Annotated in this window: 12 protein-coding genes; 6 read left to right on the plus strand and 6 right to left on the minus strand. The window is 37.9% G+C overall.

Annotation, left to right across the window (positions count from 1 at the left end; all coding sequences use genetic code 11):
• Positions 1 to 667 precede the first annotated feature (667 nt).
• From L2672_RS02710 to L2672_RS02725, 4 genes are all read right to left on the minus strand, one after another.
• On the minus strand, positions 668 to 1,639 hold the full coding sequence (locus tag L2672_RS02710) for a PstS family phosphate ABC transporter substrate-binding protein (RefSeq protein WP_248994309.1): 972 nt from the start codon (positions 1,637 to 1,639) through the stop codon (positions 668 to 670).
• Between the two features lie 197 nt (positions 1,640 to 1,836).
• Positions 1,837 to 3,135 carry a phosphate regulon sensor histidine kinase PhoR gene (gene phoR, locus L2672_RS02715; protein WP_248994310.1) on the minus strand — a complete coding sequence of 433 codons (1,299 nt, stop codon included), beginning with the start codon at positions 3,133 to 3,135 and terminating at the stop codon, positions 1,837 to 1,839.
• A 232-nt stretch (positions 3,136 to 3,367) separates the two neighbouring features.
• Positions 3,368 to 4,057, minus strand: coding sequence for a phosphate regulon transcriptional regulator PhoB (gene phoB / locus L2672_RS02720; RefSeq protein WP_248994311.1), 690 nt, complete (start codon positions 4,055 to 4,057; stop codon positions 3,368 to 3,370).
• 225 nt (positions 4,058 to 4,282) lie between these two features.
• Positions 4,283 to 5,212 (minus strand): porin, encoded by a 930-nt coding sequence (locus tag L2672_RS02725; RefSeq protein ID WP_248994727.1) that lies wholly within the window; start codon positions 5,210 to 5,212, stop codon positions 4,283 to 4,285.
• A 303-nt stretch (positions 5,213 to 5,515) separates the two neighbouring features.
• Between L2672_RS02725 and rdgC the strand changes: the two genes are divergently transcribed.
• Positions 5,516 to 6,427, plus strand: coding sequence for a recombination-associated protein RdgC (rdgC, locus tag L2672_RS02730; protein WP_248994312.1), 912 nt, complete (start codon positions 5,516 to 5,518; stop codon positions 6,425 to 6,427).
• Between the two features lie 90 nt (positions 6,428 to 6,517).
• Here rdgC and L2672_RS02735 read toward each other — a convergent pair whose 3' ends face one another.
• Positions 6,518 to 8,332: a M61 family metallopeptidase gene (locus tag L2672_RS02735; RefSeq protein ID WP_248994313.1), complete on the minus strand. Its 1,815-nt coding sequence runs from the start codon at positions 8,330 to 8,332 to the stop codon at positions 6,518 to 6,520.
• Positions 8,333 to 8,756: 424 nt separating this feature from the next.
• On the opposite strand from L2672_RS02735, the gene L2672_RS02740 reads away from it, so the two are divergent.
• From L2672_RS02740 to L2672_RS02760, 5 genes are all read left to right on the plus strand, one after another.
• Complete coding sequence (locus L2672_RS02740) at positions 8,757 to 10,907, plus strand: tetratricopeptide repeat protein (RefSeq protein WP_248994314.1); 2,151 nt, start codon at positions 8,757 to 8,759, stop codon at positions 10,905 to 10,907.
• 237 nt (positions 10,908 to 11,144) lie between these two features.
• Positions 11,145 to 12,701: a GGDEF domain-containing protein gene (locus L2672_RS02745; RefSeq protein WP_248994315.1), complete on the plus strand. Its 1,557-nt coding sequence runs from the start codon at positions 11,145 to 11,147 to the stop codon at positions 12,699 to 12,701.
• A gap of 48 nt (positions 12,702 to 12,749) precedes the next feature.
• Positions 12,750 to 14,105: a nucleotide 5'-monophosphate nucleosidase PpnN gene (gene ppnN, locus L2672_RS02750; protein ID WP_248994316.1), complete on the plus strand. Its 1,356-nt coding sequence runs from the start codon at positions 12,750 to 12,752 to the stop codon at positions 14,103 to 14,105.
• A 4-nt stretch (positions 14,106 to 14,109) separates the two neighbouring features.
• Complete coding sequence (xni, locus tag L2672_RS02755; protein WP_248994317.1) at positions 14,110 to 14,880, plus strand: flap endonuclease Xni; 771 nt, start codon at positions 14,110 to 14,112, stop codon at positions 14,878 to 14,880.
• A gap of 61 nt (positions 14,881 to 14,941) precedes the next feature.
• Positions 14,942 to 15,355, plus strand: coding sequence for a DUF3192 domain-containing protein (locus tag L2672_RS02760; protein WP_248994318.1), 414 nt, complete (start codon positions 14,942 to 14,944; stop codon positions 15,353 to 15,355).
• A gap of 91 nt (positions 15,356 to 15,446) precedes the next feature.
• Here the strand turns inward: L2672_RS02760 and L2672_RS02765 are convergent, their stop codons facing one another.
• Positions 15,447 to 16,280, minus strand: coding sequence for a F4 family fimbrial subunit (locus L2672_RS02765; protein WP_248994319.1), 834 nt, complete (start codon positions 16,278 to 16,280; stop codon positions 15,447 to 15,449).
• Positions 16,281 to 16,457 lie beyond the last annotated feature (177 nt).

Genomic DNA, 16,457 nt, shown 5'->3' on the forward strand with positions numbered 1-16,457 from the left:
CCATAAAGACTCTTTGTTTTGTTCATCATCATCCCCCTATTCGATAGCTTATCTCTATCACTCAAATTGCATTTGCAATGAAGCAACCTTAAATAGGTTGCTTTTTTTTGGGCTAAAATTCATTAAAATCTCACGACTAAAAATAATTTATAAAAATTTTCTGATTAAAATGAACTTTTCTATCGAAGCCTAGTCTGATTACATGAACCAAATTTTTATTGAGTGCTTGAGGTTTTCCATACCATAAAGACTCTTTGTTTTGTTCATCATCATCCCCCTATTCGATAGCTTATCTCTATCACTCAAATTGCATTTGCAATGAAGCAACCTTAAATAGGTTGCTTTTTTTTGGCTAAAATTCATTAAAATCTCACGACTAAAAATAATTTATAAAAATTTTCTGATTAAAATGAACTTTTCTATCGAAGCCTAGTCTGATTACATGAACCAAATTTTTATAGCGTTTTTATTTTTGTTAAATAGACCAGTTTACCCCTAATAAATTCGTTTCATTGTTTTGTTCATCATCATTCCCTATTCGATAGCATTATCGTTATCACTTGAATTGCATTTGCAATGAAGCAACCTTTTAAAGGTTGCTTTTTTTTATGCAAAAACTCAAAAAAAAGACCTCAATTAAGAGGCCTTTTTCGTCACTAAGCTCAATTTAAAGGCGGATGCCTGCTTTTTCTAAGTCTTTAGCAATGACTGAGCGAGGTAATGGAACATAGCCATCTTTTTCAACAACTTGCTGACCTTGCTTAGATAGTATGTAACGAATGAATTCACGATCCATTGGTGATAAATCTTTATTTGGGTGCTTGTTAATATATACGTATAAGTAACGAGATAATGGGTATGTTCCATTAGCGGCATTAGCTGAAGTTGCCTCTACGTAGTTATCACCTTTTTTCGATACTGCAACGGCTTTAACACCTGCTGTTTTATAACCGATTCCAGAATAACCAATGGCGTTTAAACCTTGAGAAACCGATTGAACAACTGATGCTGAACCAGGTTGCTCATTCACATTGGCACGGAAGTCACCTTTACATAATGCTTTTTCTTTAAAGTAACCATAAGTACCAGAAACAGAATTACGACCATATAGCTGAACATCTTTTGCCGCCCAGTTACCGTCTAACCCTAAATCCCCCCAACGCTCAACCTGTTGGCCACCACACTTATTAGTTGAAGAAAAGATACCATCAATTTGTTCGATGCTTAACCCTTTGATTGGGTTATCTTTGTGAACAAATACCGCTAAAGCGTCAATAGCAACACGGATTGCAGTAGGCTGGTATCCGAAATGCTTTTCAAATGACTCAACTTCATTCGGCTTCATCTTACGGCTCATAGGGCCAAACTGAGATGTTCCTTCAGTTAAAGCTGGAGGTGCAGTAGAAGAACCCGCGGCTTGAATTTGGATATTTACATTAGGGTAAATATGTTTAAATTCTTCTGCCCATAACGTCATCATGTTCGCAAGAGTATCAGAACCAACAGAAGACAAGTTACCAGAAACACCACTTGTTTTTTCATATACAGGTAACGTTTCATCAATTGCAGCCATAGATGCTGCAGAGAAAACACCAGCGGCAGTTAGGGTTATCGCGCCGACAAGTTTTTTAAGTTTCATTGTATTGCTCCAAATTAAGCGTACTAAAGTTTTTTAAACGCCGTCAGTATCTATTTCATTAGTGACAACTCTATGACTCTTATGTGACAGTTAAATGACAGCGAGGAATTTTCACCAACTTTTGTCATCTAAAAATTATAATGCCGTCAATATTGACGGCATTATAGGGTGGCATACATTAACGCTGCATGGGCCAATTACTCTTTGCGAGCTAATAAATGATTAGGAATAATAAAGCTGAAACGACTGCCTTTACCAAGCTCACTGGTTACTAACAGTTGACTGTGATGATGCCCAAGAGCATGTTTCACAATCGCTAACCCTAAGCCACTTCCACCTGTTTTACTGGAACGCGCATTATCGACACGATAAAAACGCTCTGTTAACCGATATATATGCTGTGGTGCAATACCTACCCCAGTGTCTGTGACACTAAATTCAGCCCCCGAATTAACTAATTGCCATTTAATAACAATTTTACCTCCAGGTGAGGTGTACCTAATGGCATTAGAAATCAAATTAGAACACGCACTTCTAAGTTGTAACTCATCGCCATGGGGGCTGACCGTTACATCACAGTCAAATGTCACATCATAATCACCCATAGATAAAGCGTTAGCTTCAACTTTAAGTTGAGAAAACATACTGGACATATCCACCACCTTTGATAAGTCGACGGTGGTACCCGCTTCAATTCGCGACAAGGCTAATAGTTGTTCCACCATAGACTGCATTCGTGATGTTTGTTGCTGCATCATCGACAAAGGTTTTTGATTAATAGAATCAGCTTCTTCCATACTGATCATTATCTCAAGATAACCTTGTAGGACGGTTAATGGTGTTTTGAGTTCATGGGACACATTTGCCACAAAGTCTTTGCGCATGCTTTCTAATTGATGAATGCGTGTTTTATCCCTAGCAATAAGAAGTAATTGCCTATCTCCGTATGGCATTAATCTAATTTCTAACAGACGACGCTCTGAAACAGGGGATGGAATTTCTAACGGTTCAGCAAATGCATTTTTACGAATATAAGCAGAAAAATCAGGATGACGGATCAGATTATCAATTCGTTGGCCACTGTCTTGAGGCCACACAAAACCTAAAATAAGTTGTGCGAGTTTATTACACCATAAAATGTTATGTTCAGAATCCAATACGACAGCCGCATCGGGCAAAGCTTCTGCACCTTGTCGAAAACGACTCAGTAAAGACGCCAATTGCCCTACTCGCCTGCGGTTTTTACCTTGTAATCGATAAATGCCATTAAATACCCCTTCCCAACTTCCAGAACCCTGCGGTGGGGTGAGTTTTTTATCTTTCCAAAGCCAATAATTCAACCGAGATAGCTGTCGATAGTGCCAAATTAATAGCCCTATCACCCCAAGTATCATCACTAACGAGACTTGGTCAAGCAAAAGGCCAAGTAGTAATAGTATAAATAGAAATAAGCCCAGTCTTAACAACAGACGATAGCCCGAATATGAGTCCAACATATATTACCTAAGTAGGTGTAAGTAACCTGAGCCACACATCAAATTGATTTACATACAAGGCGAAATAAACCTTGTATCAATAAAATCGTAAGCTAATCTGTTATCCGCAGCTTAAGTTAAAAATATTAATTGGCATAGGTGGTTGCCAATTAATATTCAACATGATGACACTGCAGATTAGGCCTAGATTAGCACTAATTATGTCATCGCATACAGTCACAATACGTAAACTTTACATACGTGTTGAAAAACGGTAACCCGCACCGCGAACGGTTTGAATGAGTTTATCGTATCCGCCTTGCTCAATTGCTTTACGCAAGCGTCTAATATGAACATCTACAGTTCTATCTTCAACGTAAACATTGGTACCCCACACATTATCAAGCAACTGCTCACGGCTATATACTCGCTCAGGATGAGTCATGAAGAAATGTAATAATCTAAACTCTGTAGGTCCCATATCAAGTACCGTATCGCCAATTGACACTCGATGACTCACAGGATCTAACTGTAAACCTTGAACATCAATAGTCTCTTCTAAACGCGTTGGCGCACTTCTTCGCAAAACCGCTTTGATACGTGCTACCAACTCTTTAGGCGAAAAAGGTTTAGTAATATAGTCATCTGCGCCCACTTCTAGGCCTTTAACTTTATCTTCTTCCTCACCACGAGCGGTCAACATAATAATGGGAATTTGGCGGGTAAATTCATCCTGTTTAAGCCTCTTGGCTAACTGGATACCACTACCACCGGGAAACATCCAATCTAAAATAATAAGATCAGGATATGGTTCAGCTAATTGTGTCAAAGCTGAATCAAAGTCCTCAGCCGCGATCGTTGAAAATCCATGTTGGTCCATTACGAAGGTCAGCATCTCACGGATGGCTGATTCATCTTCTACAATTAATATCCTTGCTGTCATATTCGCTTCTATTTTAAGTAAATTGCCACAATGACTATTATTGGTCAGTTTTATTACAGATTTATGATCTTAAGGACAATATTAAGCATAATAAGCAATTAATGCTGATTTCATAAATGTTTTTTATAACGCGGTTGTTATTCCCCAAAGTCATATCGACTCATAAACCAATAAAAAAGGAGCCGAAGCTCCCTTATTCTATGTTAAAACCAGATGACTTAATGATTAAAACTTGTGCTCTAAACCTAGACCAAAATATGAATCATCAACATCACCAGAATCATAAGTCACATGGCTGGTATAGAATGCAAACACTTTAGTGGGTTTAGCTAGCTTGTAATCAGCACCAACAGACCATGAATCACCTACACTATCCATATCTTGATATTGTGCTTTAACTGTCACTGCATCAATTTTATAAGCAGCACTTAATAAATAGCCATTATCTGAAACACCTGAATCAATTTTCTCTTGCTGTTGATACATACCACCTAACACAAGCCCTGCAACAGTACCTTGAATCGTTGCACGTGCAGCATCATAACCTTTTACTTTTGAATCATAAGCAATGGCGGCATAAATAGGCGTTTTCTTAAGTCCTGAATCACCATAAGTTACTGCCATACTTACACCATTTTCGTCAGCTTGATCTTCATCACCATCCGCTACATAGGTTACACCCACTTGGAAATCACTGAACTTTGGTGACAAATAGGTCGCAGTTTGTGCCATACGGTTTTCACCTTTAAACACATTCTTAACATCACCGGCTAAATCATTGAACTGGTCTACTTTACCTTGAGAAATTTTTAAAACAGTGTCGTTACGACCTACAGAAAATAAACCAAAATCGCCTTTCAAACCAACAAATTGGTTACGAGCTTTAAAGTTTTCTTTATCAGCATCACCCGTATCTACTTCATATTCGATTGTATAAAAAGCTTCTAAATTGTTACCTAAATCAAAAGCACCTTTTACACCAAAACGAGATGCATTACTTTGAATAGTTGTTTCTGAATCACCTGCAACATCGTTGTACTGTGCAGTCACATTCAACTTACCATACACTTGAAGTGGATCAGCGGCATATGCTGATGATAGGGTTGCCGAGGTAACGGCTGAAGCAAGAAGCGTTTTGGTAAATAAGTTCATCATTTCATCCTTTTGACGATTAATTCGTCGAGTCATTGTTTTGGGAACGAGGCGCATTTTGCAGCCTATTTGTTTCAAAAATATTGCAATGATGAATGTTTGTTGAAGATTGAGTAATAAGCTCCCTACAAATATCATGTAAGACATTGATTATAAACATACTAAAATCAAACAAATACTTTATGACACTTTTATGAATCTGTCTTTGGGGCCATAAAAGACGATATAACATCGCTGTTTACCCCGTGTTCCAGATGCCGTAAACTGCTTGGCCAACTATTTTATCTATTAATGAGTGTCTTTCTTATGTGGTTTAAAAATCTCACCCTATATCGTTTTAACAAGCCTTTTTCCACCGACACAGAAACGCTAGAAAAAGCGCTAGCTGACTTCACTTTTAGCCCTTGTTCAAGCCAAGATATTAGTAAATTTGGTTTTTCTAACGCGTTAGGTAAGCAAGGCCAAACATTAGTGCATAGTGCTCAAAACAGGCACTTAATCTGCGTTACAAAAGAAGAGAAAATCTTACCAGGCCAAGTGATTAAAGAGGCTATGGATGAAAAGGTTGCTGAAATAGAAGCTCAAGAAAGCCGTAAAGTAACCAAAAAAGAAAAAGATGCCATGAAAGATGACATCACCACGACTTTGCTACCCCGTGCATTTTCTAGACGAAGCCAAACCCGTGCGCTTATTCTGCCTGAATTAGAAATGATACTTGTGGATAGTTCAAGCGCCACCAAAGCAGAAGAGTTACTCGCTTTATTGCGCAAAGCTTTAGGCAGCCTGCCTGTTATTCCATTGAGTTATGCAAAGCCAGTTGAGCACACATTAACTGAGTGGCTACAAGCAGGAGAAGCACCTCAACCATTTGAAATGCAAGATGAAGCAGAATTGAAGTCTGAGTCTGATGAAGGCGGCATTGTTCGCTTTAAACAGCAAGTATTACAAGAAGATGAAGTGTTGGCTCATATCGCCACAGGGAAACAAGTTCACAAGTTGGCTTTACATTTTGCTCAATCCATTGCCTTTGTGATGCAGTCTGATACCAGCATTAAACGTATCAAGTTTTCGGAAGAATTTAGAGCAGGTAATGATGACCTAGGTAATGACGACCCTATGGCTAGATTAGACGCGGACTTTGCTTTAATGGGAAGTGAGTTAATCGCATTTATTCAAGCTTTACATGGTGCATTTGGCCCAATGGAGCAGAGTTTATAGAGTTGTTGACTCTGTGAAAGAATCTTTATCGACAGTCATAAAAAATGCCCATCATTGATGGGCATTTTTATAACACAAACGGCATGAAAATTACTGTTTCGCTTTTAGGTAATGACCATTATTATCAAACGGCCAATCTATACCAATCCAAGCTTTTAAGAAGGATTTTTGCTGGTTTGACACCTGACTTAAAGGCAGAATTTTTAACTCCCCTTTAGGCTGCTCCGCCAAGGTGATTTCGCGAGTCACCAATTTATCATTATTAAATAAGCTCACCTTAATAGTATTACCCGGCTTAAAATCAGCTAAACGTTTAAGCCAATCCGAAGCCGACACTCTTAAACCATTCACCGCAACAATGATATCACCCGCATTAACTCCTGCTTGCCAAGCAACGCCATTTCTAACCACATGAGTCACCGTTAAATGATCGCCAGCAGTAGATACAGTTAATCCTGCATCAACCTTAGTTGCTGACGGATTACTATAACCAATAGTTAAGCCTGCTTTAGCTAATAATGCCTCAAAATCAATGCTCAATGCTGAGGTTACATTTGCTTGCCACCATGGTTGATAATCTTTGCCTGATAATTCAAACAAAATATCTTTTATATCTTGCACTGAATACCCTCGTGGTACTTTAAAATCTTGATATAGCTTGTTATGCACATCACGATAAGAATGAGCAAGTCGAGTTTCATCAAGTAAGCTAAAGTCTAACGCTAATGAGGTCATATACCCTTCTGCATAGATATTGACACTATGGTTAAGCGAGTAGTCTCCGCGAGTGCTACTCCACTGCCCTAAACTGGCTTCTTTAATAGATTGGATTTCTCGTCCCGGTTTATGCAAGTTATTATTTATTCGCTTGCTTAAATCTTCAAAAAACTCTTTGGCGCTGATCACACCTGCTCGTAGTAATAATTGATTTTGGAAATAACTTGTCGACCCTTCGGCAACCCATAGTAGTTCAGACATATTTTCTGCCTGATAATCATATGGAACCAACCCTTGCGGGCGATAAGCTTTTACATTCCAAGTATGTATAAATTCATGGGAGGCGGTACTAATGAAGCGTAAATAATCTTTACGTTCGCGGAAGTTAAAACGAGGTAATTGAATAACGGTAGAGTTTAAATGTTCAGTAGCACCGCGTGCTCCGCTAGTTGCATGAATCATGTAAACATATCTTTCAAATGGGTAGCCATCCCATATGGCCTTAGCCTGATAACTTATTTTTTCTAAGTCTGTGACAATTTGCTGAGTGTCATAGTTACCTTCACCCCAAAATACCACTTCGTAATCTCGGTTATCAGCTTCAAAGGTAAAATGTTGGCTAATCCCCGTTTCAATAGGAGAGTCAACTAATACATCATAGTTTTCAGCAATAAATGAATGTTTCTTATTACCACGTTTCATTCCTGAATAACTTTGCCAACGTTTAGGAACGGACATGTTCACTGTTACATTTTCATCTCTAAATTCAGGGCTATACATAAATATGCCACTGGCATCAAGAAAAGCATGACTTCTATCAATATGACGTAAACGATCACCTAGCTGATTAGCATAGACTTGATAATTAATGGTTACTTCTGTGGGTTTAGGTAAATTAATTTGCCATTCACCGCTTGCAGTACGTTGCCAATCTAACGAATTACCTTTTCTGTCTGTGGCTTCAAATAAACGCACGCCATCTGCAACAGGTAACACTTCATAACGACCCGTACGCCATACCGGTAAATTAATCACTAACGAGTTTTTTGATGTGCTTGGGAAGGTCACTGACACTTGCGCTAAATGATGCTCAGGTTCAGTTAAATCTATGTGGTATTCGACATCAGCAATAGCTGCGTTCGAAATAAAAGCGCAGCAAACAACTAATGCTAAAGTAGAGGGTTTCACAGTGGTATCCTTTTGATATTATTATATTGATTTTACTTTGCGATAAAGTATCTTCTTATGATGAATTATAACAACTTATGATATTGGTCTCAGCAGTTTGTTGTATTACGTTACAAAATGTACCAAATGATTATTACTAGGTTACTATAACCTGAACTCGAGTTAGGGGCGAATAAATAGCGCTGAGAGATAAAAAATTGATTCGCTTATATACAAACTTGAATTTTATGCTGATTTCAAGCTAAAGACCCCATTTATTCAACACCGTCAGCGATGCAAAGGACGATATACAAAACAATAATTATTCCAAGTTGAGATTATTATCGTCGAGAACCGATTGAACAAGCGATTATTCGAATCAATATAAACTGCTGATTAAGTTAAATATTTAGCATACCAAACACTTTAAGGAAGATGTATTTTTATGCGGTGTTATGTGATTATCCTTTTATTAGCTGGACTGTTATTTTCCACAACAGCATTAGCCAACACAACTGCTGAACAAGAAATTACTTTCAGAGAGACTCCGCAAGCTTTATTGACTGAGTTATTAGAAAGTACTCAGCACCCATTATCATTCTCAAGTAAGGATGAATTTCATGCCATCGCAACTCAGCAAAAAAAGCAATCTAATACACTAATTCAGCAATTAATTTTATTAGCTAGACTCTATCTTCAATCAGGTGTTGTAGCGGAAAACAAATATCAACACGCTCAAACAGTGATTGACCAACTTGATATTGTTGCATCAACCCCAATAGATAAGGCTGCAGTGATCATGCTTAAAGGGCGACTTAAGGGACGTCAATCACAAGACTATGAATTTGCAATAAGCCAATACAATGATGCGCTGAACTTAATTAGTTCAGATTTATCCACTGAGGCAAACTACTTTAAACTTAACTTACACCAAAGTTTAAGCACCTTAAATTTATTAGTTTTACAAAGAGGCCCAGCACTCACACATTTAAATAAATATCGAGAAATAGCTTACCAAGTTAGAAACGACTACTTCATCGCTAGCGCTGAAATGGCTCTAGGCAAGTACCATAACCGCAATAATGATCATACAAAGTCACTACAGTATTACACCGAAGCATTTAGAGTAGGTAATCGAATTAAATATCCAGGTATTAAGGCACATGCTCAGCTAAATTTAGCTCGAACTTATCGCGATCTTGAACAATGGGACGATGCTCTAAGGTACGCTCATGATGCGGTTACAAGTTTTCAAGGTATTGGTCAAGACGCCTATATTGCTGAATCTCTGACAGTCATAGCCATGATTTATGGACAGCAAACGCTTTGGCATAAAGCCATCGACTATTACTTGAATGCATTGCAAATCAACGAAAAATTAGGCAGTGAAATAGCCCAAGCATTAAATAACCATAATATTGCCGAAGCCTATTTAAACTTAGGTAACCCTCAAGCAGCATTAACCTCTATCACAACCGCCAATAACATATTTGTCGCCAAAAAGGTCAATCATTACTTGGTTTATAATGAAGCACTGTTTAGCCAAATATTGCTTGAACTAAGTGAGTGGCGACAAGCTGTTGTCCATGCAAACAATGCATTAAAAATAGCCAAGCAAAAAAACTTAATGAACTCAGAGCGAGAAGTATTAAGCTATTTATTAAAAGCTTACCGAGAGCTTGGAGAAATGGACAAAGCATTAGAAGTTGCTGATCAACTTATTGCTCTTTCACCTCAAAACCTTGAAGGTAGCGAGGACAATAGCAGTGCATCTGGACTCACAGAGCAAAAGCTTAAATTTGATTTAAGTTTACTTCAAAATCAGTTGCAAGACTCAACTGAGCAAATACAGCAAAAACAATTAATCATTACATTAATACTCGGACTATTTGTTCTGACTTTGATTGTATTTACCGTGACACTCAACCGCTCGAGCAAACTTATTGCTGCGCAGCGCCACTACAAAAAATTATGCTTACTTGAGCCTATTACTCAAATGAATGGACTTCGAGCCTGCCTAAAGCAGCTACAACAATATCGACAAACGGAGTTGGCCGCTTTGGCATTGATAAAAATTGAAGCATTGACAAGATGCGACACCCAAATGGGCTTAACCCAATCAGCGATACAAATAAAAAAATTAATTACTGAATTAAGTCAACGACTATCTGCCGATATTTATATTGTTAAACCGGGGCAATATGCTTGCTGCTTCAAACATGACATTGATGCACAATCACTTCATCAACAGGTTTTGGAATTCACCAGCAACGCACTATGTAATAATCCGCTGATACCCAGTTTCACTCGAAATATGGCACTATCACGAGTTTATGTTGGCCACATAAAACTACCATTGCTATCCAATCCTGATATATCTGTCACACCTGAAATTCATTTTGAAACCGTACAATATGCTTTAGCTGCGGCGATGACACAGCCTGAAAGCACCTATGTTTCGTTAAAGTCCTTAAACTTTGCTCCAGCGACAATTTTTAGGTCACCACTTTATTTGAATCTTACTCAAGCATTAAAACGCGGCATAATTAAAGCTGAAAGTAACCTAACCATTACAGAGGATTGGTGGCCTAACTAGTTGTCGGTGAAATTTGCAGCAAACACATAGTAACTGCACAAATTACAGTGTTTTTTCATACCCCTATGAGCCACTATGTTATAGTATTGCTACATAAGTTTTAATGACTCTTATGTATTTTATAGATATGTTTACTATAGTAATAGTATTAGACTTTTTGCTGTTCAGCTTTATACACAGCTAGTCGATAAAAATATTCTTCTTAACAATCAGCTCCAGCAAGCAACAAGGCATTTTATGAAAGACTCTGAATTAGCGATATCTCAGATAACGCTCATGAAACAAAAACTACATGCTGCTCGCGTTTCTTTAGAAGAAATCAATAAAGATAGAAATGAAAAGCTTAAAACATTAATTCAGTTTATTGGAAATTTAAGCTTAGCCTGTAAAGGACAAAATTTAGAACTCGACAATAAACTCGCAAAGCTACGCCATCATTTACATGATTACGACCAAATTGACGAAGCACTTCCCGATCTAGTTGATATCGAACGCATTTTAAAAAGCCAATACAACCAAACTATGAGCCAACTTGAAGAAAGCCGCATGGGTTTATCGAGAGTAATAAGGCAAATTCAGCGAGTCAACTCAGCTCCTGAAAAAGTTAAAAAAGAAATCAAATATTTTAAGCAGGACTTAGGTAAACCTTTTCATACCGTCTGGGAATACATTCCCAAAGTTGAAAAGCTAGTTGGTTTTTATGAATCAATTTTACAACAAGAATTCTCTCAAGCCGATAACTATGAAATTTTACCGCAACACGTTCAGTTAGCCCGTGAATTAGCAGTCAAAATATCAGAAATAGAATTTAGAAAAGATCAACGCGACCAGATTCTTGTGATGAAAGAAGTATTACAAGGAGACATCACCCTCAATACTTTACTTGAGTCGTACCAAACTATTTTAAGCCTTTTACTCGATAATATCGCGCGAGAAAAGTCTGCTTCTCAAGATTTTCTATATGCGCTAAATGATGCCTTAACCGTCGTGCGAGATGTGGTAACAAGCTCGCATAATAGCAATGAAAGAAGTCATCAATTAAAACAACAGTTGAACAAAGAAATCAATTTAAGAGTGGATAATGCAGGTGGCATTATTACTGATGTTGATGATGTTAGTGATCTAAAAACTCAGCTAACCATACAGCTTTCATCATTGCGTGATGCACTCTCTCGTAAAGAGGCTCTTGAACAACGCGAACAAAGCATTTTACGTAAATCAATTGAAGCGATGCGTAAAGAGTTAAATAACATCACGCAAGAAGCCAACAGTTACAAAGAAAAGCTATTTGAACATCAGAAGCTTAACCTACTAGACCCGTTGACCCAGCTTGCGAATAGAGCCGCGCTGGAAGATAGAATGGATGTTGAGTATCGCAATCATATTCGATTTAAAACACCTTTATGGATCGCGGTAACAGATATCGACCATTTTAAAAGTGTCAATGATAACTTTGGTCATAGTACCGGTGATAAAACGCTACAAGTTATTGCTATGGCATTAAAAAACTCTCTCCGTGACAGCGAATTTGTTGCCAGATACGGAGGAGAAGAGTTTGTGTTACTACTACCAGAAATTACCGAAGACCACATTTCAATTCTTTTAAACCGAGTAAGAGAAAAAGTAAAAAATATACCCTTTAAGTTTAAAAATCAGAGAATTACCGTTACATTATCTATAGGTGCTGCGCAAGTGATGGACAATGAAACCATGCAAGACGCTTTTGAGCGAGCAGATGCGGCCCTATACCGCGCCAAAAACAATGGCCGTGACAGAGTGGTGATAGACATATAAGCCATTGCTTAAGGCTATCCCCCCCCTCAAAGCCTTAAGGAATTGCTTATGATTATACAAATCAGCCCACGCGGCAGCTTAGATCAGCTTTCCCAACTAGAAGTCGACCGCCTTAAACAAGGGGCTAAAAGTGAGCTTTATCAACTCTATCGAAATTGCTCCTTAGCAGTACTCTCTTCAGGATTAGTCAGTGATAACGCTCAAGCATTATTTGATAAATACGATACATTCAATATTAATGTGCTACAGCGAGAGCGTGGCATCAAATTAGAACTACTCAATCCCCCAGAAGGTGCATTTGTTGATGGCGTCATTATTGCCGGTATTCAAGAGCACTTATTTGCGGTGTTGCGGGATATTATTTATATCACCAATAAATACGATAACTTAAAGCACATCAATTTAACTAACGCTAGTCATATCACTAACGTCGTATTTGATATTCTTCGTAATGCCAGAGCGATTTCACCAATGAAAGACCCTAATGTAGTTGTGTGTTGGGGTGGGCATAGCATTAATTCAATTGAATACCAATATACCCGCGAAGTGGGCTATCAATTAGGGCTTAGAGGCCTAGATATCTGTACAGGATGTGGCCCAGGTGCCATGGAAGGCCCCATGAAAGGTGCTACCATTGGACATGCAAAGCAAAGAGTTAAAAATGCCCGTTATATAGGCCTGACAGAACCGAGTATTATAGCTGCTGAGCCTCCTAATCAAATCGTCAATGAACTGGTTATTCTTCCAGATATCGAAAAACGCTTAGAAGCCTTTGTTCGATTAGGACACGGTATTATTATATTTCCTGGCGGAGCTGGTACTGCTGAAGAGTTACTCTATTTATTAGGTATTTTACTTAATAAACAAAATGCCGACATCCCCTTCCCACTAGTATTAACTGGCCCTAAAGAAAGTGCCGCATATTTTGAAGAGATAGACGCTTTTATTGCGGTAACCTTGGGTGAAGAAGCTCAAAACAAATATCAAATTATTATTGATGATCCCGTAAAAGTCGGCCAGATAATGAAGCAAGGCATGAAAAATGTAAAAGACTATAGAAAGCTGAAAGGTGATGCATACCAATATCAATGGTCATTAAAAATTGAACCTGAATTTCAATTACCTTTTGAGCCAACTCATGAAGTCATGGAAAATTTAAATCTTTATTTCCAAGCGAATAAAGCAGAATTAGCCGCTAATTTACGCAAAGCATTTTCAGGTATTGTTGCCGGCAACGTAAAAGGCGATACTATAAAGCTGATTGAGGACCACGGAAAGTTTTTAATTAAAGGTGATCCTAAATTAATGGAAATGATGGATAAGTTACTCAATGCCTTTGTAGAGCAACAACGAATGAAGCTGCCAGGCAGCGCCTATGAGCCATGCTATAAAGTATTAAAATAACCCAATGAACAAATTACTTATTATTGATGGATTAAACCTAGTACGTAGAATTCATGCGGTATTACCGGATGAAAACGACATAGCAAGCGTTAACGTTCGCACCTTAGCCGCTTGTCATAAAATGCTTAAACTTCATCAACCCACCCATGTTGTCGTGGTATGGGATGGTGACAAAGAATCTTGGCGAAAAAAACTCTACCCTGATTATAAAAAAGGTAGAAAACCCATGCCTGAGCCATTACAGAAAGGCTTACGTGAAATTAAACAAAATCTTGAACAAGCACACATCACTTCATATGATGCAGAATCTGAAGCCGATGACGTTATTGCCACCCTAGCCTTAAAAATCACTCAAAATAATGGTCATGTTGTAATTGCATCAACAGATAAAGGGTTTAGCCAACTCCCTCAACATAACCTTGTGCTATGGGATCACTTTAATCAAAGTGCATTCAACATCACAGATTACGAACGCAAACTCGGTGTCATCCATAGCCAATTTATTGATTACATTGCCCTAGCAGGTGATTCAGGTAATAAAATTCCTGGGATTGCAGGCATAGGGCCTAAATCTGCAGCAGATTTATTAAATAAATTCAGGACATTAGCAAACCTCTATCGGCTATTGAATAATTTAGGCCCGAAACAAGCCAAAAAGCTAGAAGAAGGTAAAGAGATTGCCCGTATCAGTTACAAACTAGCCCAGTTACAATGCGATTTACCACTGAATATTAATTTGAAACAATTGCGCTACCAGGCCAGTGTTGATAAATAAACTATTGATTATGCCAACAAGGACAAACTGTTAATTCAACAGCTTAATGATGGAAAATAAAATGCAAAGTAAAGCGACTTATATAATAGGAGCAGTATTTATCAGCTACCTATGTTTTGTGATAGTGGTAATGTTTACCTATGAACCCTCACCAGAGGAAAGAGCCTGGGAAGATAGACAAGCCTATAATCAACAAAAAATATCTGAGATTGCTTTTGGGCAAACAATTGAAGATATACAAAAAATATTTGGCCGTGCTGATTTTGTTGAGGCTAAAACGGCTGAAGATGGTCAGTATCAATTGTTATATTATCGCACCCATCACATAAAATCTGACGGCATTACCACACGAGATGAATGCACTCCACTACTGTTTAAAAACAACAAGCTTATTGCATGGGGAACTGAAACTTATCAGCAATATGTTGATGCAAAAATTCTAACAACATCAGATATAACCGCAGAAAGTATATAATAAAGACCGATAATTAATAAAAAACTCGCTTGATGCCTAAAGCAGCAAGAAGCGAGTCTGTATAGCTAGGCCAAACTATTGAACAACTATATTATTGAAGAACAATGTTCACTGGCAATGTTGCGTACCAAGTGTCTGGAACTGAATTAACACTAGCATGCAATTGAATGTGCGAAACTGTAGTTGCAAAAGCACCAAAAACATTTCTATATTCTGTGCGTGTCAAACCGTAACCGACGTTACTTGGGTCATAAATTGTCCAAGTACCTTCATCAGCAGGGTTTAAAACTTTTGAAGCAGCTGCTGAATTTTGTTTTCCAGCGTATATAGCGGCAAAAGGTTCGCTACCGAGCACTAAATTAACTGCACGCGACATAGCAGATTGTGCAACACCATAGTTAACTGCTGATTCAGGCCAAAAATATTGACCATTGTATGTTGCTGCGCCACTTGTACCAGAAGACAACTTCATTTCTAGAGATGCATTAGGTACTCGGATACCATTTTCCTCAATATTTAGAGAAATATTATGAATCCCCTCTTTTGCCATATTTGGGCCCACTACTTCAATGTCGCCCGTTGATGTTAAAACAGTCACTACTGGAGATAAGCCTACACCACCTTGTACTGCAGCCCCCTTCATGTAACCTTCAACAAAAGGAACGGTACCTACTCTAGAAAAATCAAATACGATTGAACCGTCACTTTGTATTTGACCTTCATTCAGCTGGGCATTTAAATCTTTTACTCTTGCAGGAGAAGTTGGCTCAATTTGGTACGCCCAAATTGGATTAGTATTAGTAATAACACCATTAAAATCTAATGATCCTTGAAACGTACCATTTGGAGACTCAGTAAATGCATAAACTGATGCAGATGACACTACTAACGCAATGGCAGATAAAGCTAATTTACTTTTATTCATAACTCATTCCTTAAACTTGTTTAATTTTTAATGATTAATAAGAAAACTTCAGAAATGCTAAAACTATCTATTAACTACTCATCCTTAGCGGTAAAATAAATCATTAAATTATGCGTCTCTGATAAAAATAATTTTTTAACACTTTAATGTAACTTGGTTTAAAGCATAAAAAATCGC

The sequence above is a fragment of the Shewanella gaetbuli genome, from assembly GCF_023284065.1.
Taxonomy (GTDB): domain Bacteria; phylum Pseudomonadota; class Gammaproteobacteria; order Enterobacterales; family Shewanellaceae; genus Shewanella; species Shewanella gaetbuli.

Excerpts from the sequence above, each read along its gene's own strand:
- L2672_RS02710 (WP_248994309.1), bottom strand. The coding sequence starts at position 1,639 with ATGAAACTTAAAAAACTTGTCGGCGCGATAACCCTAACTGCCGCTGGT.
- phoR (WP_248994310.1), bottom strand. The coding sequence starts at position 3,135 with ATGTTGGACTCATATTCGGGCTATCGTCTGTTGTTAAGACTGGGCTTA.
- phoB (WP_248994311.1), bottom strand. The coding sequence starts at position 4,057 with ATGACAGCAAGGATATTAATTGTAGAAGATGAATCAGCCATCCGTGAG.
- L2672_RS02725 (WP_248994727.1), bottom strand. The coding sequence starts at position 5,212 with ATGATGAACTTATTTACCAAAACGCTTCTTGCTTCAGCCGTTACCTCG.
- rdgC (WP_248994312.1), top strand. The coding sequence starts at position 5,516 with ATGTGGTTTAAAAATCTCACCCTATATCGTTTTAACAAGCCTTTTTCC.
- L2672_RS02740 (WP_248994314.1), top strand. The coding sequence starts at position 8,757 with ATGCGGTGTTATGTGATTATCCTTTTATTAGCTGGACTGTTATTTTCC.
- L2672_RS02745 (WP_248994315.1), top strand. The coding sequence starts at position 11,145 with ATGAAAGACTCTGAATTAGCGATATCTCAGATAACGCTCATGAAACAA.
- ppnN (WP_248994316.1), top strand. The coding sequence starts at position 12,750 with ATGATTATACAAATCAGCCCACGCGGCAGCTTAGATCAGCTTTCCCAA.
- xni (WP_248994317.1), top strand. The coding sequence starts at position 14,110 with ATGAACAAATTACTTATTATTGATGGATTAAACCTAGTACGTAGAATT.
- L2672_RS02760 (WP_248994318.1), top strand. The coding sequence starts at position 14,942 with ATGCAAAGTAAAGCGACTTATATAATAGGAGCAGTATTTATCAGCTAC.
- L2672_RS02765 (WP_248994319.1), bottom strand. The coding sequence starts at position 16,280 with ATGAATAAAAGTAAATTAGCTTTATCTGCCATTGCGTTAGTAGTGTCA.